General features: G+C 67.5%; 21 protein-coding genes and 1 pseudogene. 11 read left to right on the forward strand and 11 right to left on the reverse strand.

Annotated features, from left to right (window positions below):
• Window positions 1–12 precede the first annotated feature (12 nt).
• From rplT to infC, 3 genes are read right to left on the reverse strand one after another with little or no spacing between them, the layout of a single operon-like run.
• Complete coding sequence (gene rplT, locus VET27_RS24440) at window positions 13–402, reverse strand: 50S ribosomal protein L20 (protein ID WP_284226817.1); 390 nt, start codon at window positions 400–402, stop codon at window positions 13–15.
• 41 nt (window positions 403–443) lie between these two features.
• On the reverse strand, window positions 444–638 hold the full coding sequence (rpmI, locus tag VET27_RS24445) for a 50S ribosomal protein L35 (protein ID WP_140694803.1): 195 nt from the start codon (window positions 636–638) through the stop codon (window positions 444–446).
• A gap of 29 nt (window positions 639–667) precedes the next feature.
• A complete protein-coding gene (gene infC, locus VET27_RS24450) occupies window positions 668–1,297 on the reverse strand; it encodes a translation initiation factor IF-3 (RefSeq protein WP_526522390.1) in 630 nt (209 codons plus the stop codon).
• Window positions 1,298–1,546: 249 nt separating this feature from the next.
• Between infC and VET27_RS24455 the strand changes: the two genes are divergently transcribed.
• The 3 genes from VET27_RS24455 to VET27_RS24465 all read left to right on the forward strand — a co-directional run bounded on the left by VET27_RS24455 (window position 1,547) and on the right by VET27_RS24465 (window position 6,755).
• Window positions 1,547–1,906, forward strand: a complete 360-nt coding sequence (locus VET27_RS24455) for a DUF1844 domain-containing protein (RefSeq protein WP_526522341.1) — start codon at window positions 1,547–1,549, stop codon at window positions 1,904–1,906.
• A 71-nt stretch (window positions 1,907–1,977) separates the two neighbouring features.
• Window positions 1,978–5,280 carry a bifunctional lysylphosphatidylglycerol synthetase/lysine--tRNA ligase LysX gene (gene lysX, locus VET27_RS24460; protein ID WP_526522343.1) on the forward strand — a complete coding sequence of 1,101 codons (3,303 nt, stop codon included), beginning with the start codon at window positions 1,978–1,980 and terminating at the stop codon, window positions 5,278–5,280.
• A 98-nt stretch (window positions 5,281–5,378) separates the two neighbouring features.
• Window positions 5,379–6,755 carry an alpha/beta hydrolase gene (locus tag VET27_RS24465; RefSeq protein ID WP_526522391.1) on the forward strand — a complete coding sequence of 459 codons (1,377 nt, stop codon included), beginning with the start codon at window positions 5,379–5,381 and terminating at the stop codon, window positions 6,753–6,755.
• Here the strand turns inward: VET27_RS24465 and VET27_RS24470 are convergent.
• On the reverse strand, window positions 6,749–7,837 hold the full coding sequence (locus VET27_RS24470; protein WP_526522345.1) for a hypothetical protein: 1,089 nt from the start codon (window positions 7,835–7,837) through the stop codon (window positions 6,749–6,751). The genes VET27_RS24465 and VET27_RS24470 overlap by 7 nt on opposite strands.
• Complete coding sequence (locus VET27_RS24475) at window positions 7,834–9,183, reverse strand: hypothetical protein (RefSeq protein ID WP_526522346.1); 1,350 nt, start codon at window positions 9,181–9,183, stop codon at window positions 7,834–7,836. Before VET27_RS24475 ends, VET27_RS24470 begins: the two co-directional genes overlap by 4 nt.
• 83 nt (window positions 9,184–9,266) lie before the next feature.
• On the opposite strand from VET27_RS24475, the gene VET27_RS24480 reads away from it, so the two are divergent.
• Window positions 9,267–9,911, forward strand: a complete 645-nt coding sequence (locus VET27_RS24480; protein ID WP_526522348.1) for a hypothetical protein — start codon at window positions 9,267–9,269, stop codon at window positions 9,909–9,911.
• Window positions 9,912–9,915: 4 nt separating this feature from the next.
• On the opposite strand, the gene VET27_RS24485 is transcribed toward VET27_RS24480, so the two are convergent.
• The 3 genes from VET27_RS24485 to VET27_RS24495 form a co-directional block, all read right to left on the reverse strand.
• Window positions 9,916–11,133 carry a CHAT domain-containing protein gene (locus tag VET27_RS24485; RefSeq protein ID WP_526522350.1) on the reverse strand — a complete coding sequence of 406 codons (1,218 nt, stop codon included), beginning with the start codon at window positions 11,131–11,133 and terminating at the stop codon, window positions 9,916–9,918.
• Entirely contained in the window at window positions 11,115–12,848 is a 1,734-nt protein-coding gene (locus tag VET27_RS24490; RefSeq protein ID WP_526522352.1) for a hypothetical protein, read from the reverse strand. The genes VET27_RS24485 and VET27_RS24490 overlap by 19 nt, the downstream gene beginning before the upstream one ends.
• 98 nt (window positions 12,849–12,946) lie before the next feature.
• Window positions 12,947–13,444 carry a lipoprotein LpqH gene (locus VET27_RS24495; RefSeq protein ID WP_526522354.1) on the reverse strand — a complete coding sequence of 166 codons (498 nt, stop codon included), beginning with the start codon at window positions 13,442–13,444 and terminating at the stop codon, window positions 12,947–12,949.
• Window positions 13,445–13,565: 121 nt separating this feature from the next.
• Between VET27_RS24495 and VET27_RS24500 the strand changes: the two genes are divergently transcribed.
• Both VET27_RS24500 and VET27_RS24505 read left to right on the forward strand, forming a co-directional pair.
• Window positions 13,566–13,868 carry a hypothetical protein gene (locus VET27_RS24500; protein ID WP_526522393.1) on the forward strand — a complete coding sequence of 101 codons (303 nt, stop codon included), beginning with the start codon at window positions 13,566–13,568 and terminating at the stop codon, window positions 13,866–13,868.
• 4 nt (window positions 13,869–13,872) lie between these two features.
• Window positions 13,873–15,038, forward strand: a pseudogene (locus VET27_RS24505) (DNA glycosylase AlkZ-like family protein).
• A 90-nt stretch (window positions 15,039–15,128) separates the two neighbouring features.
• Here the strand turns inward: VET27_RS24505 and uvrA are convergent.
• Window positions 15,129–18,017: an excinuclease ABC subunit UvrA gene (gene uvrA / locus VET27_RS24510; protein ID WP_526522356.1), complete on the reverse strand. Its 2,889-nt coding sequence runs from the start codon at window positions 18,015–18,017 to the stop codon at window positions 15,129–15,131.
• A 122-nt stretch (window positions 18,018–18,139) separates the two neighbouring features.
• On the opposite strand from uvrA, the gene VET27_RS24515 reads away from it, so the two are divergent.
• The gene (locus tag VET27_RS24515; protein WP_526522358.1) at window positions 18,140–18,829 is read left to right on the forward strand and encodes an MBL fold metallo-hydrolase; all 690 of its coding nucleotides are present in this window, start codon (window positions 18,140–18,142) and stop codon (window positions 18,827–18,829) included.
• A 98-nt stretch (window positions 18,830–18,927) separates the two neighbouring features.
• Complete coding sequence (locus VET27_RS24520; protein WP_526522359.1) at window positions 18,928–19,428, forward strand: DUF427 domain-containing protein; 501 nt, start codon at window positions 18,928–18,930, stop codon at window positions 19,426–19,428.
• Window positions 19,429–19,437: 9 nt separating this feature from the next.
• Here VET27_RS24520 and VET27_RS24525 read toward each other — a convergent pair whose 3' ends face one another.
• Complete coding sequence (locus VET27_RS24525) at window positions 19,438–19,881, reverse strand: universal stress protein (protein WP_526522361.1); 444 nt, start codon at window positions 19,879–19,881, stop codon at window positions 19,438–19,440.
• Window positions 19,882–20,322: 441 nt separating this feature from the next.
• Between VET27_RS24525 and VET27_RS24530 the strand changes: the two genes are divergently transcribed.
• Complete coding sequence (locus VET27_RS24530) at window positions 20,323–20,778, forward strand: flavoprotein (RefSeq protein ID WP_526522363.1); 456 nt, start codon at window positions 20,323–20,325, stop codon at window positions 20,776–20,778.
• A 51-nt stretch (window positions 20,779–20,829) separates the two neighbouring features.
• Here the strand turns inward: VET27_RS24530 and VET27_RS24535 are convergent, their stop codons facing one another.
• A complete protein-coding gene (locus tag VET27_RS24535; protein ID WP_526522365.1) occupies window positions 20,830–21,690 on the reverse strand; it encodes an acyl-CoA thioesterase in 861 nt (286 codons plus the stop codon).
• Between the two features lie 216 nt (window positions 21,691–21,906).
• Between VET27_RS24535 and VET27_RS24540 the strand changes: the two genes are divergently transcribed.
• Complete coding sequence (locus VET27_RS24540; protein WP_526522366.1) at window positions 21,907–22,290, forward strand: DUF4189 domain-containing protein; 384 nt, start codon at window positions 21,907–21,909, stop codon at window positions 22,288–22,290.
• A 120-nt stretch (window positions 22,291–22,410) separates the two neighbouring features.
• Window positions 22,411–23,769 carry an RNA polymerase sigma factor gene (locus VET27_RS24545; protein ID WP_526522368.1) on the forward strand — a complete coding sequence of 453 codons (1,359 nt, stop codon included), beginning with the start codon at window positions 22,411–22,413 and terminating at the stop codon, window positions 23,767–23,769.
• Window positions 23,770–23,806: the final 37 nt, after the last annotated feature.

The following is a 23,806-nucleotide window of genomic DNA, read 5'->3' on the forward strand; positions in this document are numbered from 1 at the left end:
GCGGTTGGGAGCTCAGGCGGCCTCGCCCGACGGCGCGTTGACGTCCTCGGGAAGGGCGGCCTTGGCGACCTCGACCAGCGCCGTGAACGCAGCCTCGTCGCTGATGGCGATCTCGGACAGGTTCTTGCGGTCGACCTCTACGCCAGCCAACCTCAGGCCCTGGATCAGCCTGTTGTAGGTGATGCCGTTGGCGCGGGCCGCGGCGTTGATCCGGGTAATCCACAGCTTGCGGAAGTCGCCCTTGCGCGCCTTGCGGTCACGGTAGGCGTAGGTCAACGAATGGAGCTGCTGCTCCTTGGCCTTGCGATAGAGGCGCGACCGCTGGCCGCGGTAGCCCTTCGAGGCCTTCAGTACGGTACGCCGCTTCTTCTGGGCGTTGAGTGCGCGCTTCACGCGTGCCATGAGGTGTTCCTAAATTCTCGTACGGACAGGGAGGGCTGCGGTCAGCCGTTCAACATCTTGTTCACGCGGCTGGCATCGTTCGCGGCGACGACGGTGCGACCATCGAGGCGACGGGTGCGCTTGGTCGCCTTGTGTTCGAGCAGATGGCGGCGGCCGGCCTTCTGGCGCACGATCTTTCCGGTGCCGGTCTTGCGGAAGCGCTTCGACGCTCCGCTGTGAGTCTTGGCCTTGGGCATGAGTCCTCAGTTCTCGTGGTGGATCAGTTCTATGGTGTCGCTGGTGGTGCTTCGCCGGGCGGTGCGGCCACCGGCTCGGCGGGGACGGGTACCGCGCGCTGCGCCTGCGGCGCCGCGGCGTCGTGAGCCGCCCTGGCCTTGGTCTTCGCGCCACGGTGTGGTGCCAGCACCATCGTCATGTTGCGGCCGTCCTGCTTGGCGGACGTCTCGACGAAGCCGTAGTCGGCGACGTCGGCGCCCAGCCGCTGCAGGAGCCGGTAACCCAGTTCGGGCCGCGACTGCTCGCGTCCGCGGAACATGATGGTCACCTTGACCTTCGACCCCGCCTCGAGGAACCGGACGACGTGACCCCTCTTGGTCTCGTAGTCGTGGTCATCGATCTTGGGCCGAAGCTTCTGCTCCTTGACGACGGTCTGCTGCTGGTTCTTGCGAGACTCGCGCTCCTTGAGTGCCGTCTCGTATTTGAACTTGCCGTAGTCCATGATCTTGCAGACCGGGGGCTTGGCGGCTGGAGCAACTTCGACGAGGTCGAGATCGGCATCCGCGGCGACGCGGAGCGCATCTTCGATGCGCACTATGCCTACCTGCTCACCGTTGGGTCCGATCAAGCGGACTTCAGGTACACGTATGCGCTCGTTGATGCGGGTCTCAGTGCTGATGGGGCCTCCTATGTAGTCTCCGAGGAGTCCACGCCATCAGCACCCTGCTCAATAGAGCAGAGTGGCCCTGCATATAGCAGGGCCCGATGCCGACCGATCGCGACTCGCGTCGCCTGCGTGAAACGCAGAACACACACCTGACGGTGCCTGTGACCGGACCGCTGTACCTAGTTGGCCAACGGTGGGAGCGGGACTCCACTTGCTGTCCTGGCGTATGCCGGGACGGTCGCGCGTGTCAGTCTAGCAGTCATGACCGATGTTCCTGAATCGCCCGACTCGGCGGCTCCGCCCGTCCGTGAGCTGGCCGAGATTCCCGCCGTCGAGGTGATCACCAGGGCGGCCGTGATGCTGATGAGTGCGGCCGCCGAGAAGCTGGGACTGTCAGAGGATGACCCCGACGAGTCTCCACATCGGGATCTGGATGAGGCGCGACGGCTGATCACGGCACTGGCCGGCCTGGTGAAGGCCTCCGCGGAGTATCTGGGACCGCATGCCGGACCGGTCCGCGACGGCTTGAAGCAGCTCCAGTTGGCGTTCCGTGAATCCTCCGCGTTCCCCGACGAACCCGGCCAGGGCCCAGGCGAGAAGTACACCGGGCCGGTCTGGTAGCCACGCGCCGCGCGCTCTTCCCGCCCGCAGTCTCAACCATTTCGCGGCTGGAGCGAATATCCTGGCGGCCTATGACGCTGACCACGCCGAAGCAGCTTCGAAAGTCGAGTTTCCGGTGGGTGCCCGCAGCCGCGGCGTGGCTCGTCGGCACCATCGCGACACTGTCGCTGATCGCCAGCATTTCGCCGCTGGTTCGGTGGGCCATCAAAGTGCCGCGCGAGTGGGTCAACGCCTACATCTTCAACTTCCCGGATACCAGCTTCGCCTGGGCCTTCGTCCTCGCACTGCTCGCGGCGGCGCTGGCGGCCCGCAAGAGCGTGGCGTGGTGGATCCTCGTCCTCTACATGGTCGCCGCGATCGGCTGGAACGTCGCCGACCTGTCCACCGGGCCCGAATCGGTCATGGAGGACGTCGGCCAGGTCATCGGAGTGGGGTTCCACGTCGCGGCGATCGCCTTCCTGGTGCTGGCCCGCAAGGAGTTCTGGGCGAAGGTTCGACGGGGCGCACTGATCAAGGCCGCCGCGGCGCTGGCGGCCGGAATGGCGATCGGCATCCTGATCGGCTGGGGGCTGCTCGAGATGTTCCCCGGATCCCTGGACTACGACGAGCGCCTGCCGTACGCCGCCAACCGGGTCGTGGTGTTCGCCGGGGTCGACGCCGACGCCTTCTCCGGTCACCACCCGCACGTCTTCGTCAACGCGCTGCTCGGCTTGTTCGGCGCCCTCGCGCTCATGGTGGCGGCCATCGTGCTCTTCCAGTCGCAGCGGGCCGAGAACGCACTGACCGGTGAGGACGAGTCGGCCATCCGCGGAATGCTCGAAGTGTGGGGCAAGAACGACTCACTGGGATACTTCGCCACCCGTCGCGACAAGTCGGTGGTGTTCGCGCCCAACGGGCGGGCCGCCATCACCTACCGCGTCGAGGTCGGCGTCTGCCTCGCCAGCGGCGATCCCCTCGGCGACCCGCGTGCGTGGCCCGCCGCCATCGGGGCCTGGCTCACGCTGTGCCAGTCCTACGGATGGGCGCCCGGGGTGATGGGCGCGAGCGCCACTGCCGCACAAGCCTTCCGCGAGGCCGGTCTCAACGCCCTCGAACTCGGCGACGAGGCCATTCTGTACCCGGACCGGTTCAGACTCTCCGGACCCGACATGAAGCCAGTGCGTCAGGCGGTCACGCGGGCGCGACGCGCGGGCCTCACCGTGCGCATCCGTCGCCACCGCGACCTCTTGCCCGAGGAAATGGCCAGGGCCATCCAGCGCGCCGACGATTGGCGTGACACCGAGACCGAGCGCGGCTTCTCGATGGCGCTGGGCCGACTCGGCGACCCGGCAGATGGCGACTGCATCTTGGTCGAAGCCGTCGACGAGCAGGACGCCGTGGTGGCCATGCTGTCGCTGGTGCCATGGGGCACCAACGGCGCCTCCCTGGACCTCATGCGCCGCTCACCCCAGTCGCCCAACGGCACCAACGAACTGATGGTCAGCGAGCTGTGCCTGCAGGGCGAAGACATCGGCATCAACCGCATCTCACTCAACTTCGCGATGTTCCGCTCGGCGTTCGAGGGAGGCGCGCAACTCGGCGCTGGCCCGATCGCCCGGCTGTGGCGTGCGCTGTTGGTCTTCTTCTCACGCTGGTGGCAGCTCGAGACGCTGTACCGCTCCAACATGAAGTACATGCCCGAATGGGTACCGCGCTTCGCCTGCTACGAGGACGCCCGCCTCGTCCCGCGCGTCGGCATCGCGTCGGTGATCGCCGAGGGATTCCTCGTACTGCCGTTCAGTCGCCGCACCAAACAGCATACGGGGCAACACATCTCGGCACCGGAGAACCTCGTCAACTCTGGCAGGCTGCAGCACGACGGCAGCGCTCCGGACCTCAGCGGCCTCGAGATCGAGGGTCCTGAGGACGAGGTCGTCCACCGGCTTCCCGAACAGGTCAGAGTCCGGATGGCCAAGCTCAAGGCGTTGCAGGACAAAGGCATCGACGCCTACCCCGTCGGCAAGGCGCCCAGCCACACCGTCGCCCAGGCACTCGAGACGGCAGGGGACTCCGTCACGGTGTCCGGTCGGGTGCTTCGGCTCCGCGACTACGGTTCGGTGCTGTTCGCCGATCTGCGCGACTGGTCCGCCGAAGTCCAACTGCTCTTCGACAACTCGCGTTTGACCCAGGGCAGCACCGCCGACTTCACCAACGCCATCGACCTCGGCGACCTCGTCGAGGTCACGGGCAGCATGGGCGCCAGCAAGTCCGGCACCCCGTCGCTGCTGGTAGACGGTTGGCGACTGATCGGCAAGTGCCTGCGGCCGCTACCCGACAAGTGGAAGGGTCTCACCGATCAGGAGGCACGGGTCCGCACCCGCTACGTCGACCTGGCCATCAACACCGAGGCCCGCGATCTGATCCGGGCTCGCAGTCACGTCCTGCACGCGATTCGGGAGACGTTGTTCGCCAAGGACTTCCTCGAAGTCGAGACGCCGATCCTGCAGCAGATCCATGGCGGTGCGAACGCCCGCCCCTTCATCACCCACATCAACGCCTACGACCTCGACCTCTACCTGCGGATCGCACCGGAGCTCTACCTCAAGCGACTCTGCGTCGGCGGCGTGGAGCGGGTGTTCGAACTGGGCCGCGCCTTCCGCAACGAAGGCGTCGACTTCAGCCACAACCCCGAATTCACCCTGCTGGAGGCCTACCAGGCGCACGCCGACTACAACGTGTGGATCGACGGCTGCCGCGAGCTGATTCAGAACGCGGCGCTGGCCGCCAACGGGTCACAGGTCGTCATGCGCCCGCGGGAGGACGGAAGCCTCGAGCCCGTCGACATCTCCGGCGAGTGGACCGTCAAGACGGTGCACGGCGCCGTCTCCGAGGCGCTCGGTGAGCACGTCGACACCGCCACGGACCTGGCCACCCTGCGGCGCTTCGCCGACGCCGCGAAGATCCCGTACCAGACCCACTGGGACCACGGCGCCGTCGTCCTCGAGATGTACGAGCACCTCGTCGAGGACCGCACCGAGAACCCGACGTTCTACAAGGACTTCCCGACGTCGGTGTCACCGCTCACCCGGCCGCACCGGAGTCTGCCCGGCGTCGCGGAGCGGTGGGACCTGGTGGCCTGGGGCGTCGAGCTGGGCACCGCCTACAGCGAGCTGACCGACCCCGTCGAGCAACGCCGCAGACTCCACGAGCAGTCCTTGCTCGCCGCCGGCGGCGATCCGGAGGCCATGGAACTCGACGAGGACTTCCTGCAGGCAATGGAGTACGCAATGCCCCCGACCGGTGGCCTGGGGATGGGCGTGGACCGAGTGGTCATGCTGATCGCCGGCCGCAGCATCCGCGAGACCCTGCCCTTCCCGCTGGCCAAGCCTCGTTAAGCGCAAGTTGACAGCGTGTTACCAGGAACGGCAGCCACCATGTCGTGGTGACATCGTGGTCGGCCGCCGGCGCCTTTCGGCAACAACACCTGTCGTTGATGCACGGCTGGTTGCCCTGGACGATTCAAGCCATCGCCGTGGCCGTTCTGTTGGTCGCGATCGGCTGGCGCACACGCCGCTGGCACCTGGTTTGGCTGCCCGTTGCGGCTGTCGGCGGTATCAGCCTGGCGGCGGTGGCCTACTGGTTCATCTCCTCTCAGGGCATGTCGGACGACCCGGCTCCGAAGTTGCTGTGGGTTTGGCTCGTCGCCACGGGGGGTGCCGCCGTGGTGTTCGTCGCCGGCTGGCGCAACGCCCGCTGGTGGCGTCGGGTGGCGTCCGCCGCGGGATTGCCGCTGTGCCTCCTGTGCGCGGCGCTGGCGTTGAACCTGTGGGTCGGCTACTTCCCCACCGTCCAGACCGCGTGGAACCAACTCACGGAGGGCCCCCTGCCCGACCAGACCGACCAGGCGACCGTCGTGGCGATGCAGAGCAAGCATCAGATTCCGGCCAAGGGCGTCGTGGTTCCGGTCAACATCGGCTCCACCGCGTCGGGGTTCAAGCACCGCGGTGAGCTGGTATACCTCCCGCCCGCCTGGTTCGCGACGAACCCGGCACCGCACCTGCCGACCCTGATGATGATCGGCGGCGAGTTCAACACCCCCGGCGACTGGCTTCGCGCGGGCAATGCGATCAACACCGTCGACGACTTCGCCGCGGCCAATGGCGGCAATGCGCCGGTGCTCGTGTTCGTCGACACTGGCGGCGCGTTCAACAACGACACCGAATGCGTCAACGGCTCTCGGGGCAACTCCGCCGACCACCTCACCAAGGACGTGGTGCCGTTCATGGAGGCCAACTATGGCGTCAGCCCCAACCGCGCAAACTGGGGCCTCGTCGGCTGGTCGATGGGCGGTACCTGCGCGGTGGACCTGGCGACGATGCACCCGGACATGTTCAGCACGTTCGAGGACATCGCAGGCGATTTGGCGCCCAACTCCGGCACCAAGCAGCAGACCGTCGACCGGTTGTTCGGAGGCAACGCCGCGGCGTACGCGGCATTCGACCCGGCCACCGTGATCACCAGGCACGGCCTCTATACCGGGCTCTCCGGATGGTTCGACGTCAATGGATCTGGTTCATCGAGCGGGCCGACGGTCTTGAACGCGGTCAATGACAACGGCACCGGACTCGGCGGCAATGATGCCGCGGCGCACGTCAGCGATCAGGCGGCAGCCGCGAACTCTCTGTGCGCACTCGGCGCGGCCAACGGCATCAGGTGCGCGGTGGCGATGCAGCCGGGCAAGCATGACTGGCCGTTCGCCGACCACGCGTTCGCCGCTGCGCTGCCCTGGCTGGCAGGGCAGGTCGGCACACCGGGAGTCCCCGTGCAGGGGCTGCCCGGCCCGCCGCCGCTGCCATCGCACATTCAGTAGTCGGACTCGGCGGCGACGATCTCGGCGAGGAACGCATCGGGCCCGGGATGGGCGAGCCGTGTCCTCGCAAATTCGCGCATGCGCTGTCTTAGCGCCGCTGCCTCGGCGCCGTCAGTGGAGCGATCGTGGCCGACGGCGATGCTGGTCGTCGACCAGTCGTGGTCCCACGCCTGGTTCTCGGTCAGCTTGTGGCCGTCCTCGCGCACCAGGGTCAACGCGGCGGTCCCGTTGCCGTCGAGGACACCGGTGCCGCTCACCGAGTCGGAGCGCAGTCGGACGTCGGTCCCACGCGCAGATGCCTCACCGGTCAGCGCGACGCGCACCGTGGCGAACACCGACGAGTCGGCGGACTCGACGGACCAGTCGATCGTGTGATCCGCCGCGTCGAACGTCCCCGGCGGCACGGCGACCCAGTCGACCGACCCGACGCCACGGGCGATCCCGCCTGGGGCGCGGTCATAGTCTCGACCGGCCGCCAGCGCGTAGTCGTCGCGTCGCCCGTTGACTGCGTCAGAGCGTGTTTCGGGGAGTTCGGCCGACCATGCGCCGACCTCGTCAGCCAGCTCGGCGCAGGCTTGCACCACCTCGACGACGCGAGGATCGCCATCCAGCGCGAATGCGTGCAGCGCCGTCTGGTGCGGTGCGAGCAGCCCCTCGACGTCGGAGTCCAACGTGTCCTCGGTGAAGAACTCCTGCGCCGCGCTGATGAGAACCGCCAACTCGCCGTCGAGCAACGCGCGGTCCAGACGCACGATCCCGTCCCGGCTGCTCTGCGGCCACCACCGCCGCAGCCAAAACCCGATGGCAAGGCGCCGCAACGGTTCCAACGCTTCGGGCCGCAGGTCGACGTCGGCGGGTTCGACTCCCGACACGATCGCGGCGTGGCCCGTCGGCCCCACGACACGCCAAAGCCAGTCGGCGGCAACGGCATCGGTGACCGTCGTCCGGGTCGCGGCCGCGCCACCCGGGTCGTCGACCGTCCACTCCAGAACCGCACCGCTGACCTCGAGCACCGCCACCGCGGGCACCACGGAGACGGGCGGCCCCACGACCCAGAACCCCGAGTCCGCGACGAGCTTCACGGGGCCACCTCGTACTCCCGAAGTTCCAACATGGACTTGATGCGTTGGCGGTGGTCGAGACTGACTGAACGCGCGACGCCCTCGAGCAGCGCCCGTAGGTCGTCGACGTCGTCGCAGGGTTCCTGCCAGACGTCGCGTCCGTGCAGGCGGGCCCACAGCCTCCTGAGATACGGCCTCGCGAAGTTCGACAGATCGTCGATCACCTGGCGCTGACGGGGATGCATCGGTCCGCCGTCGACGAGGTAGCGACGCGCGTGCAGCACGTAGGCCTCCTTGCGCAGCCGAGCCTGGATGCAGCCCGAGAGCGCGTAGCGGGTGGCGGAGGCACCGCTCAGCGGGTCGAGATCGACCGCCACCTCGATGCCGGCAACGAGGGCTGCCTGCTTGTCCTCGGCGAGCAACCCCCAGGGAGCACACGCCCGATCGACCTCCTCGGCACACAGCAGCGGAATGTCGGGCAGTTCGTCGCGGTCCATCGCGCGACGCAACGTCGCCCTGACACGGTCCACGACGCTGCGGTTCAGCGGTGGATCCCCTTCCGCCCCCCACTGCACAGGCGGAGGTGGTTGCGGCGCAACGGAACTCAGCCCGATGTCCACGATCGACCATGGCAGCTCGGCGACGTCGACGCGGGCCCTTGCACCAAAGTTGTACGGCGTCGCATCGGCGATCAGCGCCGACCACACCCGTTGCCTGGCCATCTCGGCGTTGTGCCCACCCGCGGCGCCGAGCACGGTGGTGAGGCCGGCGAGGAACGGCCCTGCGATGGTGCCTCCCGGTCGGACGTCGCGCCAGCTGCGCTCGAGCTGGCGGGACAGCTGCGCCACCACCTGCTCGCCGCCGACGTAGCGGTTGAGAACCTCGATGCCGGTCCGGTCGCGGTCGTCGTGCACTCCACGCAGTACCGACTCGGCGGCTTCGCGATCGTCCGCTGCCGGTGCGCCTCTGGTCACCGCTAGCTCGAAACACACTGGGAAGTAAAGCTCCTGAGCGTTGCCCGCCGTGATTCGCAGTCTGCGGCGCTCGAGCTTCAGAAGCGTGAACCACGCTGCGGTAGCGCCCAATTGAGGTGCCCGCTCGAGGATCAGGTTGCGCATCGCAACTGCCGTGCCGGGTGTGACGACGGGTGCCGAGAACTGCGGATTGGCGCGCAGACGAAACACCAGCGGGTCGAGGATCCGCTTGACGGTACGCCTCAGCGGAGCGCCATCTGGGCCGCTCAGGACCTCTACTGCCGGCCCGATCGCGCGCCACGCCTCATCGATCACCGCTCGTCGCGGCAGCACGACACCCTCTTTGTGGGCTGCGGTGCCAGCGTCGGCCACCAGGCGAGGAGCCGTGGTCATCCGCCCAGGATAGGCCGTGCTGCGTCAAACACCGCACCCGAAAGTTGGGTTCGGTAGCGGACGCACGGACGGACCCTGATGGCATGTCCGACGTCCTGCTGATCACCGTTGTGCTCCTTCTCTCCGCCGCGATCGGCGCGGTTCTGTGCGCGCCCCTGTCCCGCGCCACCCGCGCACCATCCGAGCCTGTTCAGGCCAGTCGACCGACCGGGGTCGGCATCGGCACCGTGCGCACCGTCGATGGGCTCATTACGGTCGACGTGGAGAGCATCTCGGGCCAGCACTTCGTCGGCAGGCTGCGTCGGCACCCCGACGAAGCGGTGCTGGGCGAATTGCACCCCGGTGTCCTGCTGTTGGTGACCTTCGATCCGTCCGAACGCGAACAGCTTTCGCTCGCCGACGACATGTCGGCGGTGCGCACGGCCTTCGACCAGATGCTCGTTCGCAAGGGACTGGTGACCCGGGCGCAGATGGACCTGATCAGGAATGGCACCAGGTCACGGGGCGTCGTGACCGCGATGAGGATGACGGGCGCCGCCCGCGAGGACTACCGCGAGGTCGAACTCGACCTCATGGTCCGCAGACCGGCGGGCGGACAGTTCCCCGCGCACGAAACCGCGCTGATCCCCGACTCGGCATTGATCAAGGTCGCACCGGGCTCCGTGATCGATGCCTACTACCTCAGCGGCGACGAATCCTCGGTCGCCGTCTCCGTGCCACCCGCCTGACCGATCAGCGCGCGCCGTCGACCGCGAAGGTGACGAGTGCCGCCCAGTACAACGGGCTCGCGCTTACGTCGCCGGAACGCCACTGCCGCAGGCGATCCCGCTGCCACCGATTCACCGCGCAGCCGCCCTCGTCCTCGTCGTGAGCATCGTCCACGGCGACGACGAGGTCCGCCATGGGATCGGCCGCACCGCCGGTGAACTGCCGGTACCCCGCCGTCGTCGGCAGTGACCACAGCGTGGCCGTCACCAACTGCGCGCCGCACAGGACCATCGCCGCGACCAAACCCGTCGCCTCGTCGAACCGGTAGTCACCACCGGACGCGCACGCGACGAGCGCCACCCGGGGCGGCATCGGCATCCGGCGGGACATGATGGCCGCCGCGGTGAGCGGACCCTCCTCCGCCAGATGCAGCGCAGCCTGGTCCGCGCGGCCGGACTGATCCTCGGCGGCGCTGGCGTGACCGACGTAGAGCAGGCGGCGAGGCTCCTCGGCCAACATCGCGGCGAGCCAGTCCCGATCGGCGTCCGCGCGGCGGAACAGTTCCGTCGACGTAGACACCTTCGGCAGGACCCGCTGCCTGGCGACGTCTCCGGCGAAGTGCCGAGCCAGGCGCGTCTCCGGCGACGGTCGACCGAGGACCGAACCCAGTGCCGAGTCGGGCCGTTGACCTGGCACCCGCGGATCGAGGATCAGCAGGGGCAAGCGGTGACGACGCTCGTCCCATGCCGTTCGCGGACGAGGCGCGTTGACGATGTTCGGCGGGATGGCCATCAGCACGTCGACCAGCTCCACCAGCCGGTGGGCATCGGTCTCCGAGTCCGCGGGCGGGGCGAGCAGACCCCACGGCACGCGCCCCAACCTCGCACTTGGCGAGACGAATAGCACCGCATGCGGCGTGGACACGCAGTCCGCCAGCAGGCGCCAGGCCGCATCGGAGAGCAGCGTCGCCCCGAGACGTCGAGCAAGCGCCAGCTCGGTAGCCGGAGTGGCGAACGGCCCGGCCTTCAGCGCCCTGGTTACCGCTTCAGCGACGGACTCCCCCGCCGACGGGTCGGGAAGCGCACGGGCGAGTTCGTCGAGCCCCTCGCGAATGTGCACCGCCTGCACCACCCAGGTGAGCGTGCGGGACGGATTCCCGACCACCCGCAGACTGGCGTAGGTGGCCACGCCGACGTCCGCGAACCGCAGAACCAGCGCGGGCGTCAGGGCCACGTCTCCCATACCGATTCGGCCGCGGTGATGCACTGGCCGTACCGCTGCAGCGCCAACTCTCGGTAGTGATCCAGCACCGGTCCCGTGGTCGGGTCCATGCGCAACGGAGGCAGGGGGCCCAACCGCGTGAGCCCGGTGCCGTCGGTGATCGGTGGTCCCGCCGCGACCAGGGCGAGCTCGTCGACGTCGGTGATCGGCGCGGCTGCCGTGGAAACACTCGACCACTCCATCGCCGCGGCGTCTGCGTGTTCCGCGCTGAACGTGCCTCTTGCACTGTGGTATTCGACCAGCTGGCTGACGAGATCCGAGTTCTCCCAATCCGACGCGACGGCGAAGGCGCCGGCCAGCAGCGGCGCCGACACACACGTCGCCCACTGCGCCCGGGCTTCCGCGTCGGCGACCGAATACCGCACCGAATCGACGGCCAGCGACGCGGGAACCTTGAGTTCCGCGGCGCGTTCCAGCTTCTCCATCGCCGCGCTATGGTGCGCCGTGCCCGGCTGCGCCCTGGTGATCACACCAGAACCCGCGCGGTACCTGGCCTCGGCGGCATCCCAGTCCTCGTCTGGGTCGCCTGCGCCGTCGAAGCCCAGGTCGGCCAGCGCCTCCGCCCGCCATACGTTGCCGAGATGGTCGTCGAGCCTGGCATAGGCCAACCAGCTGCTGCGTGGCGAGGAGTCGAGGCAGGCGCGTGCCTGCGCCACCATGTCGACAGCGTCCGCGTAACGGCCACGGAAGATCGCGATCCAACTGCGCTGCAGAAGAATTCGGTGGATGTGCAACGGCTTTCCGAGCTCGCGCCAGTGACGCTCGGCGTTCTCCCAGCACTCGTCGGCGGCCTTGAGTCCACCCGCGGACATCCTAGTCAGCCCGAAGAACAGCCAGCACCGGGAGACGTCGTTGGCGCGGGCATACTTGGCGATCACCGGATAGGCCTCGTACATCCGCGCTTCGGTGCTCACGCGGTCGCCGGCGGACCAGCTCGCGGCCCCGCGCTCCAATTGCGCTCGAGCCGTAGCCAATTCCCATCCACGCGCCTCGGCCCGGGCCTCCGCCCGTCGCAGCCAGGGTGCGGCCTGGTCGAGCCTGCCGGTCTCGATGCAGAACCTGGCGTACCCGATGGCGCCGAGCACCCGCAGATTGTCGGCGGACTGACCAATGTCCGACAACGTCTCGATGTGCTCGATGACGCTGTCCCACAAGGACACGGACCGCACGTGCAGATCGTCGTCGCACAAACCCTCCGCGCAGACGATTCGCGCATAAGTCACCAGATAGGCGTGTTCCTCGGCGAGATCGGCGAATTCCTCGTCGCCGTCGTCGAGGGCGCGGAGACCGATCGCCGCCCCCTCGTGGTCACCGATGGCAGCGGCCAGGCCCGTCTCGAGAAAGCCTGCCCGGCGGCCGTACCTGCGGATCAGGTGGCGTATCTCGGCGGTCGTCATGGTCGACTTGGCGACCACCTCCGGTGCCGCAGTGCCCGCCAGAATCGACGAATAGACGGCCAGGCAGTCGCGGATGCGACGAGCGCCCTCGCGGACACCGTCGTAAGCCGTCCTGACCAGGTAGAGCTCACCGAGCTGAGCCAGCGCCTCTAGCATCCAGTCGTCCCGGTCGGCCGCCTCGATCTGCGGCATCAGAGGCAGCAGCAGTTCCTTGGCCGCCGTCTCGTCGGAGGCCAAGGCCAGGTGGCGGGCGCGCTCCAGCTCCCCGGGGATCGACACGGCTGCATCATAAATCGCCGTGGCCGCAAGGTGTGGAAGTCGGAAGTGGCGAAAGCGGCGGACGCGCCATGCACGCCCGCCGCCCGCGGTGTGACCTGTCAGTTGCAGGTCACCTTGATCTCGAACTTCTTCGTGATCATTCCCGCCATCGGGTTCTTCATGTCGGCGCCCTGCGCCTCACCGGTGATGGTGTAGGTGCTGCCGTCGACCGCCACGTCCGCGGAGCCGCTCTTCATGCCGCCCATCTGGGCGACGGCCAGCGCGTTGCCGTCGACCACCAGGCCCAGTGACTCGACGACCGGGGTCGCCTGGTCCGTCATCACGACGCCGACGCCCTGCTGGCCACCGACCGCGCCACTGGCCACGTTGATCTTGCCCGCCGCCTTGACGCAGGTTACCGAGTTGAGGTCCAGCCCTGCCAGATCCTGGCCCTCGACCTTGACCTCGGTGTTGCCGCCGGTGCTCACCTGGGGGGTGCTGCTACCGCTGGCGGCGGGTGTGCTCGATGCCGGCGTTGAACCCTTGTCGTCCGAGCAGCCGACCAGAACCAGTGCGGCCGCCGCGATGCCGATGCCCGCCGTCACGATCTTCTTCATGGAGAGTTCCCTTCATTCGCTCCGCCCCGATGGCGTCGTCGTGAGGCAAGTACAGGCGGGCCGAATCGCTACCGATCCCAACAATCGACGGGGGTACGGTGGCAGCGTGGCCGACTCAGCTGTGCCAGATTCCGGGTCCGACGTGGGAGATCCCGGTGAGATCATCGACGCCGAGGTGGTGCCGGACCCCGTGCCCGTGACGTCCCCGGACACCGGCTACACCTCCGGCGGCGTGCCGACCTTCGAGGCGGTCAGGGAAAAGATCGAGACCAGGTACGGCACTGCCATCGGGTCGGCGGAGCTGGCGTCGGAGACCGACGACGCACGGCAGGTCGAGGAGCAGTACGAAGCCCGGCAGCGTGCCGCCCACGATCGCCTCGAGCAGATCAGAGCGTCGATGCGGGACGAGCCAGACAAGGCCTGACGTGTTGCGTTCCTTCAGCGTCGAGGAGCGACGGACGCGGCTGGCGCGACGCCACTTCCTCGCCGAACCGGCCGACAAAAGCGTCGCAGGCGTGGCCGGCTCGTTCGTCGGCCTACACGCCACCGACCCGGTCACGCCCTACGTGTCGCTGTGGGCTCGCCGCAACGGGTTTCGCGTCGCCGGCCTCGACGCCGCGCTGTACGAGCACCGCACGGTGGTCAAACACCTCGCCATGAGGCGCACGTTGTGGGTGTTCAACGCCGACGACCTCCCGGCCGTGCAGTCCGCGGCGAGTGATCGGGTGGCAGGCAACGAGCGCAAGAAGTTGATCGCCGACGTGGTGAAGGCCGGTATCGCCGCTGACGGCGAGGCGTGGCTGGCGGAGGCGTCGACGGCCGTCCTCGCGCACCTGAACGAACACGGCCACGCCAGCGCCCGAGAACTGCGGGCGGCGCTGCCCCAGCTGGCGGGCACCTACGACCCGGCGCCCGGCAAGAGCTGGGGTGGGCCCGGTCCCATTTCACCGCGGGCGCTCACGGTGTTGGGCGTCGAGGGGCACTTGGTCCGCGGCCCCAACGAGGGAACCTGGACGACGTCTCGCCCGAAGTGGACCACCGCGGCGCAGTGGCTCGGCACCAGCCCGGACACGATGGACCACCACGCTGCACGGGCGAGCCTGATCCGGACGTGGCTGCGGACGTTCGGACCCGCCACCGTCAACGACCTGAAGTGGTTCTTCGGACACACCCTGACCTGAGCGCGGGAAGGCCTGCGCGACGTCGGCGCCGTCGAAGTGGACCTGGACGGCGTCGTCGGCCATGCGTTGCCCGACGATCTGGAACCCGAACCCCCGTGCGACCGCTGGTGCGCCCTGCTGCCCGGCCTCGACGTGACGACGATGGGCTGGCAGGACAGGGGCTGGTATCTCGGCGAGCATCAGGGCCAGGTCTTCGACCGCAACGGCAATGGCGGCCCGACGGCGTGGTGCGATGGTCGGATCGTGGGCGGTTGGACTCAGGACGGCGACGGCCTGGTCGTCCTCAGCTCGTCGAGAAGGTCGACGCCACGGCGTCGAAGGCGTTGGCGCGCAAGGCCAAGGAGCTGACCCATTGGCTCGACGGGATACGGATTGCCCCCCGGTTCCCGTCGCCGCTGTCCAAGGCGACGTAGCGCCCATGGACTCTGCGGCTACGGAGGAAGAGCTCGAGTGCACCACACCGTGGGCGCAGAGCCGAGGGGCGAAAACTCGACTAGGCGGATTTACGAGACCTTGCGCCGCCTCTTCGCGGGCGCCGGCGTCGGCAACATCTCGGCGAGGAACTGACCGGTGTAGCTCTCCGAGACCGCGGCCACGTCCTCCGGGGTGCCCGCGGCGACGACCGTACCGCCACCGCCACCGCCCTCCGGACCCATGTCGACGATCCAGTCCGAGGTCTTGATGATGTCGAGGTTGTGCTCGATGACGATGACCGTGTTGCCCTTGTCGACCAGACCGTTGATGACCTTGAGCAGCTTGCGGATGTCCTCGAAGTGCAGGCCGGTCGTCGGCTCGTCCAGGACGTACACCGTGCGACCCGTCGACCGCTTCTGCAGCTCGGCGGCCAGTTTCACGCGCTGGGCCTCACCGCCGGACAGCGTGGGTGCGGGCTGGCCCAGCCGCACGTAGCCGAGGCCGACGTCGACGAGGGTCTTCAAATACCGGTGAATCGAGGTGATCGGTTCGAAGAAGCCGGTCGCCTCCTCGATCGACATGTCGAGGACCTCGGAGATGGTCTTGCCCTTGTAGTGGACCTCGAGCGTCTCGCGGTTGTACCGGGCGCCGTGGCAGACCTCGCACGGCACGTACACGTCCGGCAGGAAGTTCATCTCGATCTTGATGGTGCCGTCACCCGAACACGCTTCGCAGCGCCCGCCCTTGACGTTGAACGAGAACCGCCCCGGCTGATAACCGCGCACCTTGGCCTCGGTGGTGGCGGCGAACAATGTCCGGATCTTGTCGAAGACACCCGTGTAGGTGGCCGGATTCGACCGCGGAGTGCGTCCGATCGGTGACTGGTCGACGCGCACCAGCTTGTCGAGTTGGTCGATGCCGTTGATCCGCGTGTGGCGGCCGGGTACCTGACGCGCGCCGTTGAGCTTGTTGGCCAGGACCGACGCGAGGATGTCGTTGACGAGGGTTGACTTGCCCGATCCCGAGACACCGGTGACCGAGGTCAGCACTCCGAGAGGGAAGGAGACGTCGATCTCGCGCAGGTTGTTCTCGCGCGCGCCGACGACCGTCAGTTGCCGTCTGCGATCGATCGGACGGCGAATCGCCGGCACCTCGATGCTCTCCTTGCCGGAAAGGTATGCGCCGGTGATGGATTTGGTATTGGTCAGCAGATCCGCATAGGTGCCGCTGTGCACGATGTGGCCACCGTGCTCGCCGGCTGCGGGCCCGATGTCGACGACCCAGTCGGCGTGGGCGATGGTGTCGAGATCGTGCTCGACGACGATCAACGTGTTGCCGAGGTCCCGCAGGCGGACCAGCGTGTCGATCAGTCGCCGGTTGTCCCGCTGATGCAGTCCGATGGAGGGCTCGTCGAGGACGTACAGCACGCCTGCGAGACCGGAGCCGATCTGCGTGGCGAGCCGAATGCGTTGCGCCTCACCGCCGGAGAGCGTGCCCGCAGCCCGGGACAGCGTCAGATAGTCCAGGCCGACGTCGAGCAGGAAGCCAAGCCGCGACTGCACCTCCTTGAGTACCTGTCCGGCGATGGCGTGCTCGCGCGTGCCGAGCGTGAGCGCGTTGAGGAACTTCGAACAGTCGGCGATCGACAACTCGCAGACCTGCGCGATGGACTTCGCGTCGTCGTCGGCGGCTAGCGTGACGGCCAGGATCTCCGGCTTGAGCCGGGTGCCCTCGCAGACGGGACACGGGACGTCGCGCATGAACCCGTCGTAGCGTTCCTTCATCTGCTCGGACTCGGTCTGCTCCATGCGGCGGTGCAGGAACGCCATCACGCCCTCGAAGTCGGCGTAGTACGAGCGGGTGCGTCCGTAACGGTTCTTGTACCGGACGTGCACCTGCTCGTCGCAGCCCTCGAGGATGGCCTTGCGTGCCTTCGCCGGCAGCTTGCGCCACGGTGTGTCGACGTCGAATCCGAGGCTTTCGCCGAGGCCTTCGAGCATCCGGGTGAAGTAGTCGGCGGTGTGGCCCATCGCCCACGGCGCGATGGCGCCATCGGCCAGCGTCAGCTCCGGGTCGGGCACCACGAGGTCGGGGTCGACCTCCTTGCGAATGCCGAGGCCGGTGCACTCGGGACATGCGCCGTAGGGCGAGTTGAACGAGAACGACCGCGGTTCGAGGTCGTCCACCGCCAAGGCGTGGCCGTTGGGGCAGGCTAGCTTCTCGGAGAACCGCTGCTCGCGGTGCGGTGCATCTTCGTCTTCGTCCACGAACTCCAGCACGAGGATGCCGTCGGCGAGCCCGAGGGCCGTCTCGACCGAGTCGGTGAGGCGCTGTTTCGAGCTGGCCTTGACGCTGAGGCGGTCGACGACCACCTCGATGTCGTGCTTCTCCTGCTTCTTGAGCTTGGGCGGATCGGTGAGGGTGTGTACGACGCCGTCGACGCGAACACGGCTGTATCCCTGGGCGTTGAGCTTCTCGAACAGGTCGACGAACTCGCCCTTGCGGGTACGCACGACGGGGGCGAGCACCTGAAATCGGATGCCCTCCTCCATCGCCAGCACCTGATCGACGATCTGTTGCGGCGTCTGCCTGGCGATGCGCTCTCCGCAGACGGGGCAGTGGGCCGTGCCCGCGCGGGCGTAGAGCAATCGCAGGTAGTCGTACACCTCGGTGATGGTGCCGACGGTCGAGCGGGGGTTGCGGTTGGTCGACTTCTGGTCGATCGACACCGCCGGGGAAAGCCCCTCGATGAAGTCGACGTCGGGCTTGTCCATCTGGCCGAGGAACTGCCTGGCGTAGGCCGACAGCGACTCGACGTAACGGCGCTGCCCCTCCGCGAAGATGGTGTCGAATGCCAGCGATGACTTGCCGGAACCGGACAATCCGGTGAAGACGATCAACGAGTCGCGCGGCAGATCTACGTCGATGCCTCGCAGGTTGTGCTCGCGCGCTCCCTTGACGATCAGGCGGTCAGCCAACTGATCCCTCTCTGGTCCCATACCGCTCCCCAAACCCGCAGAAAGCGCTCCGCGACCATGCTATGTCCATGCTCCGACAACCCATGAATCACGTCCCGGGCCAAGCCCGTACCGTGGCGGACATGAGTGGTGAGAAGACCTCGGTCGCCGATGACTACACGGGCCACGTCGAATCCGGTTCGGCCGCGCGCCGCACGCTTCCCGGCGCGACGATCGTGAAGGCATCGGTCGGCCCCATGGACAACAACGCCTACCTCATCACGTGTTCCCAAACTGGCGAGACGCTACTAATCGACGCCGCGAACGACGCCCCGATCCTGCTCGACCTGGTGGATCGCTATGCCCCCAAGCTGTCGCTCATCGTGACCAGCCATCAACACGGCGACCACTGGATGGCACTCGAAGAGGTGGTCAAGGCCACCGGCGCGCCCACGGCCGCGCATCGACTCGACGCCGAACCGCTACCCGTTACACCGGACCGCATCCTGGCCCACGGGGACACCATCGAGATCGGCGAATTGACCTTCGACGTGATCCACCTCCAAGGGCACACCGAGGGTTCGGTGGCACTGGCGCTGAGTGGGCCTGCGGCGGGCGACGCCGTCCAGTTGTTCACCGGTGACTGCCTGTTTCCGGGAGGCGTCGGAAGGACGTGGAAGGACGGCGACTTCGAACGACTGCTCGGCGACGTCACGCGACGCCTGTTCGACGTCTATCCGGACTCGACCGTCGTGTATCCGGGTCACGGCGACGACACCACGCTCGGGAACGAGCGGCCGCACCTCGCGGAGTGGCGCCAGCGCGGTTGGTGAGACCGCCCAACGTGCGGTCATGGTGAGAATTCGCGCGAATCTCCGCCCTGACCGCACACTCGGCGGTCGTTGTCGGGGAGGCACGTACCGTCGATCTCATGAACCCATGGCTCAAGCCCGACAAGCCCGGCCCCGGACAGGAGTCGGTCTGGGACTACCCGCGCCCGCCGCGGCTCGAGGAGTTCCACGGCTCGATCACCATCGAACTCGGTGGGTCGACCATCGCGTCCACCGACCGTGCATGGCGTGTGCTGGAGACCAGCCACCCGCCTACGTACTACCTGCCGCCGTCCGCATTCGGTGAAGGTGTGCTCCGCGAGGCGCCCGGGTCGTCGTGGTGCGAGTGGAAGGGCGTCGCGTCCTATTACGACCTCGTCACCGACGCGCGAGTCGCCGAACGAGCCGGGTGGACCTATCTGGACCCGACACCGGGCTTCCAACCGGTGACCGGCGCAATCGCGGTGATGGCGGCACAGGTCGACTGTTGCACCGTCAACGGCGAGCAGGTCGAACCGCAACCGGGTGGCTTTTACGGGGGCTGGATCACCAGTTGGGTCAAGGGCCCGTTCAAGGGCATTCCGGGATCGAGGGGCTGGTAGCCCCCGACGTCAGGAGGTGTGGACGATCAGAACGTCGGACTTGGACCGACGTGCGACGTTGGCGGGCACCGATCCGAGCAGCCGACCGGCGATCGTGTTCAAGCCGACGTTGCCGACGACGAGGAGGTCGGCCTTGAGCTCTTCCGCCAGATCGACCAGGGCGTCGACCGGAGCGCCGACGACGGCCTTCTCCTCGACGTCCTTGGCTCCCGCCGTGTGGGCCCGTTCCTTGGCCTCGCGCAGAATCGCGTAGATGGGGGCGTTGCCCGACATCTTGTAGCCCTCGTCCTTGAGAACGTCGGCGGCCCGCGAATCCTCGCTCTGAGGGAAGTACGCCGTCGCCACCACCAACTTCGCGTCCGCTCCCGCAGCGATCTGGGCGGCCCGATCTACCGCACGTAGCGATGAATCCGAACCGTCAGTGCCGACCAAAACGGTCTGATAGGCGCCCATTCATGCCCTCCAGTGTCGATTGCCAAGCCACCCGAGACAGTAGCCCGTCGTTTCATCAACAGGGGCCGATTCGCTCGGATGACACGCGTACTGCCGGGACTGATCGTAACCGCAGCCCACTCCGCGAACGCGACGTTGGTGAGCAAAGGTACGCAATTCGTCCCTGCGCGTGACGGATCGCATCGGCGTCCTCAACGTGACCTGGGCCATTGACGGTGCCGTGGAGAAAGGTGAAGACGTTATCCCACAGAGACTTTCATGAGTACCGCTGACTGAATCCCGATGTCGCGGGTCGAAGTTGGATGGCTGAGATTCTTCGACGCGTACGGCAAAGTCGTTGTCGGAGAACGTGTAGCGGTACCACGGCTCGTCGTCGCAGCATCCGAGCTGGTGCCGGAGATTGCTGAAGGCGCCGCAGACGTTGCGGCAAGGAGTAAGTGTGTGAGACGCATCATCGTCGCGATCACCGGCGCATCGGGAGCCATTTACGGCGTCCGCGCGCTGGAGACGCTGGGCAAGGTCGAGGACGTCGAGACCCATCTGGTCGTCACCTCGTCGGGCCAGCGGACGGTCCGCTCGCTGGCCGACCACCACCACCATCCGCGCGACATCGGCGCGGCCGTGTCGTCGGGTTCGTTCGTCACGACCGGCATGTTGGTCGCGCCATGCTCGGTGAAGACCCTCAGTGGAATTGCGAACTCCTACAACGACGAGCTCGTGGTGCGCGCGGCCGACGTGTGTCTGAAGGAGCGACGCAGAGTCGACCTGATGGCCAGGGGCGACGAACAACGGGGAGATCATCATGCCGCCCGTTCCGGAGTTCTATGCGTTGCCGCGCTCTCGACGAGGTCGTCGATCAAACGGTGTCCCGGGCTCTCGAACTACTGGACGTCGTGATCCCCGGGTATTCAGCGGTGGGATGGCAGGTCGGTAGCTCCGGACGAGGGCCTAGGCGGCCCGTGATCTTCCGAAGTACAACTCCTGGGTGGCGATGCACACCACCTGACCCGTGCGGTTGTACATCGTGGCCGTTGCCAGTCCGCGGCCGCCGATTCCGCTGGGCGAGAACTGATCCGACAGCACCCAGTCCGACAGGTCGACGGGCCGATGAAACCAGAGGGCATGGTCGATCAACGCGTTGTACGTCGTGAGCGGCGTGGCGCGCCGCATGGTGATTGCCGTCTCCAGCATCGTGGTCCCCGACAGATACGTCAGAAGGCAGCTGTGCAGGACCTCGTCGTCGGGAACGGATTCGGTTGGTCGCCACCACATCCGGATACGAGGCGAGGGCTCGGGTAGCTCCAGTGCGAGCCGGGGCGGCGGGTCGACGTAACGCAACTCGAAGGCCTGCGGACGCACCCAGTGACCACCGAGTTCGTCGGCGTAACCCGCCAACTGCTCCGCGACGGGTAGCACCGACTCCGGGGCGGGTGCGTCCGGCATCGGGGCGTGGTAGTCGAGACTGTCCACCGGTGTGCTCAACGACACGAGCGCCTCCAACAACACGTCGCCGTCCTGCCGCGCGGTGACCTGTCTGGTGGACAGCGTCCCTCCGTCGCGGGACCGGACGACCTCTAAGTCGACCGGCCGCCGGGCGTCACCGGCGCGCAGGTAGTACACGTGCACGCTGTGCGGCGTGCGGCCAGGCGCAGTGCGACTCGCTGCCATGAGCGCCTGCCCGGCGATGTGCCCACCAACGATGTGGTGGGCGGGGTTGTCCAGCTGGGTGGCCACGAAGTTGTCGTCGTCGATCTGGTCCACCTGCAACGTGGCGACGACGTCGGCCAGCGACGGCGAACGGAAGGTCACTCCGGCATCATGCCGCAAGCGCGCATGGTCACCATTGATCGCATCGGCAGGCATGGGTTCCGGGTGCTCAAACCCACGACGAAAGACTCCCATGTCCGACGGTCCTCAACCCTTCAAAAAGAAACTCTTGAAAAAAATGTGCGAAAGCCGGTGGCTCGCGCCCCCTAGCTGTTGAACGCGGCCCAGTCGGGCGGCGACACCTCGAAGGAGTACGACATGACCACCACGCTCAGGACCCGCCGCGGCAGGACCCTCGCCGCGACGATGCTCGCTGCGGCGGCCGTCACCGGCGCCATCGGCACGGCGGTGCCTGCCAATGCCGCCCCCGCCAAGTACATCGCAATCGCGTACTCGCCGGCGAATGGGCACATCGGCACGGGTCAACACACCAACCTCGACACCGCCCTCGCTAGCGCGCTAAGCCAATGCGGCGGCCACTGCGCGGTCGAGACCTGGTCCAAGAACGGATGCGTCGCAATCGCCGTCAGCGGTCAATACCACTACGGCTGGTATGGCTCGAACCTGCGGGATGCTCAGCAAGGCGCCATGCAACGAACCGGGCCCGGCTCTTACGTCGCGTGGTCGGGCTGCGCAAAGTGACCAGCTGGTCGGCCCGTCATCGTTCCGGTGGCGGGCCGACCAGTTCGGGTGAACCACTCAAGCGGTGATTACGTAATGTACGGAAGAAGTAGTCTCACAGCAGCTCGACAGGAAGACCGCATGACAAGCGCCCCGCCCGAGTTCGGTGGCGCACTCGACGATGCTGAACTCGCGATGGCTGCCGCACACGGAGACCGAGCGGCTTTCGCAGCGATCTATGACAGGTATGCCAACCGGCTGTACGACTTCTGCGCGGGCATGTTGCGCGACACCGACGCGGCGGCCGATTGCGTGCAGGACGTGTTCGTCGACGCGGCGTCCCAACTCGGTGCGCTGCGTGACCCGAGCCGATTGCGGCCCTGGCTGTATGCAGTAGCGCGCAACCAGGCGTTGGCACGCATCCGGGCCCGCCGTCGCGAAATGCCCACGGATGAACTGCCCGAGTTCGACAGTGGAGAGCCCGATTTGGCGACGCTGGCGGCCCGCAGCGAACTCGCCGACCTCATCGCCGATGCCTGCGGCGGGCTGTCGGAGCGGGACCGCACCGTGTTCGAACTGACGTACCGGCACGGTCTCGACGGCACCGAACTGGCCGATGCGCTAGGGGTCAGCCACACGAATGCCAACACTCTGGCCGGACGGTTGCGCGACGGCGTCGAGCGTTCACTCGGGGCCCTGTTGGTGTGTCGCGGGGTGAAGACCGACCCCGCGTGCTGCCCCGAACTGGCTTTGCTCCTTGCTGACTGGGATGGCACGTTCACCGTGCTGATGCGCAAGCGCGCCGCTCGCCACATCGACGGCTGCTCCGTCTGCGAAGAGGAGCGACGTCGCAGGGTCAACCCCGTCGCACTGCTCGGCGGTGTTCCGGTGTTCTTGCCCGCGCCCGCGTCCTTGCGCGAACGCACGCTGCCTGCGGCCTCCCAGGGCCTGCCCGCGGCCACCCAGCCGCCCGAGGCCACCCCGCCGCCGCAAGCACTCCCAACGCCGCACCTTTCGCCAGCGCAGGGGCGTCATGCGCGGGCGGCGCTGATCGCGGTGTTCGTCATCCTCGGCATCGCGGGGGTGGCACAGCTGTCGGCGCCGTTGCTCTTCCAAGACCAGCGCGTCGATCCAGTCAGTGAGGTCGTTGAGGCGACCACGGAGGCGCCGGGCAGCATGACGGCATTTACCGGGCCTGCGTCCCTTGCCCCCAGCGTGCCGTCGACCACGGCCGAGCCAACTGAACCCGTCCAGGGTCCGACCACGACCGTGATCACCACCGCGTCCACCACTATCGCTCCGACGCGCACGACCACGCAAACCCCGACTACGACGTCGACGAAGCCCAGCAACTCGTTCAGCCCGAGCCGGGCCGCGTCCTCGACGGAGCGGACCACCCAAACCCAAACGCGCACCTCGACGTCGACGTCGGCGTCGACCAGTACGAGTACCAGCCCGCCGCCGCCCCCCACCACCACGACCAGCGACCCGATCGAATGAGCTGAGCCTTCTAGCGTCTCAATCGGCTGCGATTGCG

This window comes from Mycobacterium sp. (assembly GCF_035633495.1).
In the GTDB taxonomy this organism is placed as follows: domain Bacteria; phylum Actinomycetota; class Actinomycetes; order Mycobacteriales; family Mycobacteriaceae; genus Mycobacterium.

Excerpts from the sequence above, each read along its gene's own strand:
- rplT (WP_284226817.1), bottom strand. The coding sequence starts at position 402 with ATGGCACGCGTGAAGCGCGCACTCAACGCCCAGAAGAAGCGGCGTACC.
- rpmI (WP_140694803.1), bottom strand. The coding sequence starts at position 638 with ATGCCCAAGGCCAAGACTCACAGCGGAGCGTCGAAGCGCTTCCGCAAG.
- VET27_RS24455 (WP_526522341.1), top strand. The coding sequence starts at position 1,547 with ATGACCGATGTTCCTGAATCGCCCGACTCGGCGGCTCCGCCCGTCCGT.
- lysX (WP_526522343.1), top strand. The coding sequence starts at position 1,978 with ATGACGCTGACCACGCCGAAGCAGCTTCGAAAGTCGAGTTTCCGGTGG.
- VET27_RS24465 (WP_526522391.1), top strand. The coding sequence starts at position 5,379 with ATGCACGGCTGGTTGCCCTGGACGATTCAAGCCATCGCCGTGGCCGTT.
- VET27_RS24475 (WP_526522346.1), bottom strand. The coding sequence starts at position 9,183 with ATGACCACGGCTCCTCGCCTGGTGGCCGACGCTGGCACCGCAGCCCAC.
- VET27_RS24480 (WP_526522348.1), top strand. The coding sequence starts at position 9,267 with ATGTCCGACGTCCTGCTGATCACCGTTGTGCTCCTTCTCTCCGCCGCG.
- VET27_RS24485 (WP_526522350.1), bottom strand. The coding sequence starts at position 11,133 with ATGGGAGACGTGGCCCTGACGCCCGCGCTGGTTCTGCGGTTCGCGGAC.
- VET27_RS24495 (WP_526522354.1), bottom strand. The coding sequence starts at position 13,444 with ATGAAGAAGATCGTGACGGCGGGCATCGGCATCGCGGCGGCCGCACTG.
- VET27_RS24515 (WP_526522358.1), top strand. The coding sequence starts at position 18,140 with ATGAGTGGTGAGAAGACCTCGGTCGCCGATGACTACACGGGCCACGTC.
- VET27_RS24520 (WP_526522359.1), top strand. The coding sequence starts at position 18,928 with ATGAACCCATGGCTCAAGCCCGACAAGCCCGGCCCCGGACAGGAGTCG.
- VET27_RS24525 (WP_526522361.1), bottom strand. The coding sequence starts at position 19,881 with ATGGGCGCCTATCAGACCGTTTTGGTCGGCACTGACGGTTCGGATTCA.
- VET27_RS24540 (WP_526522366.1), top strand. The coding sequence starts at position 21,907 with ATGACCACCACGCTCAGGACCCGCCGCGGCAGGACCCTCGCCGCGACG.
- VET27_RS24545 (WP_526522368.1), top strand. The coding sequence starts at position 22,411 with ATGACAAGCGCCCCGCCCGAGTTCGGTGGCGCACTCGACGATGCTGAA.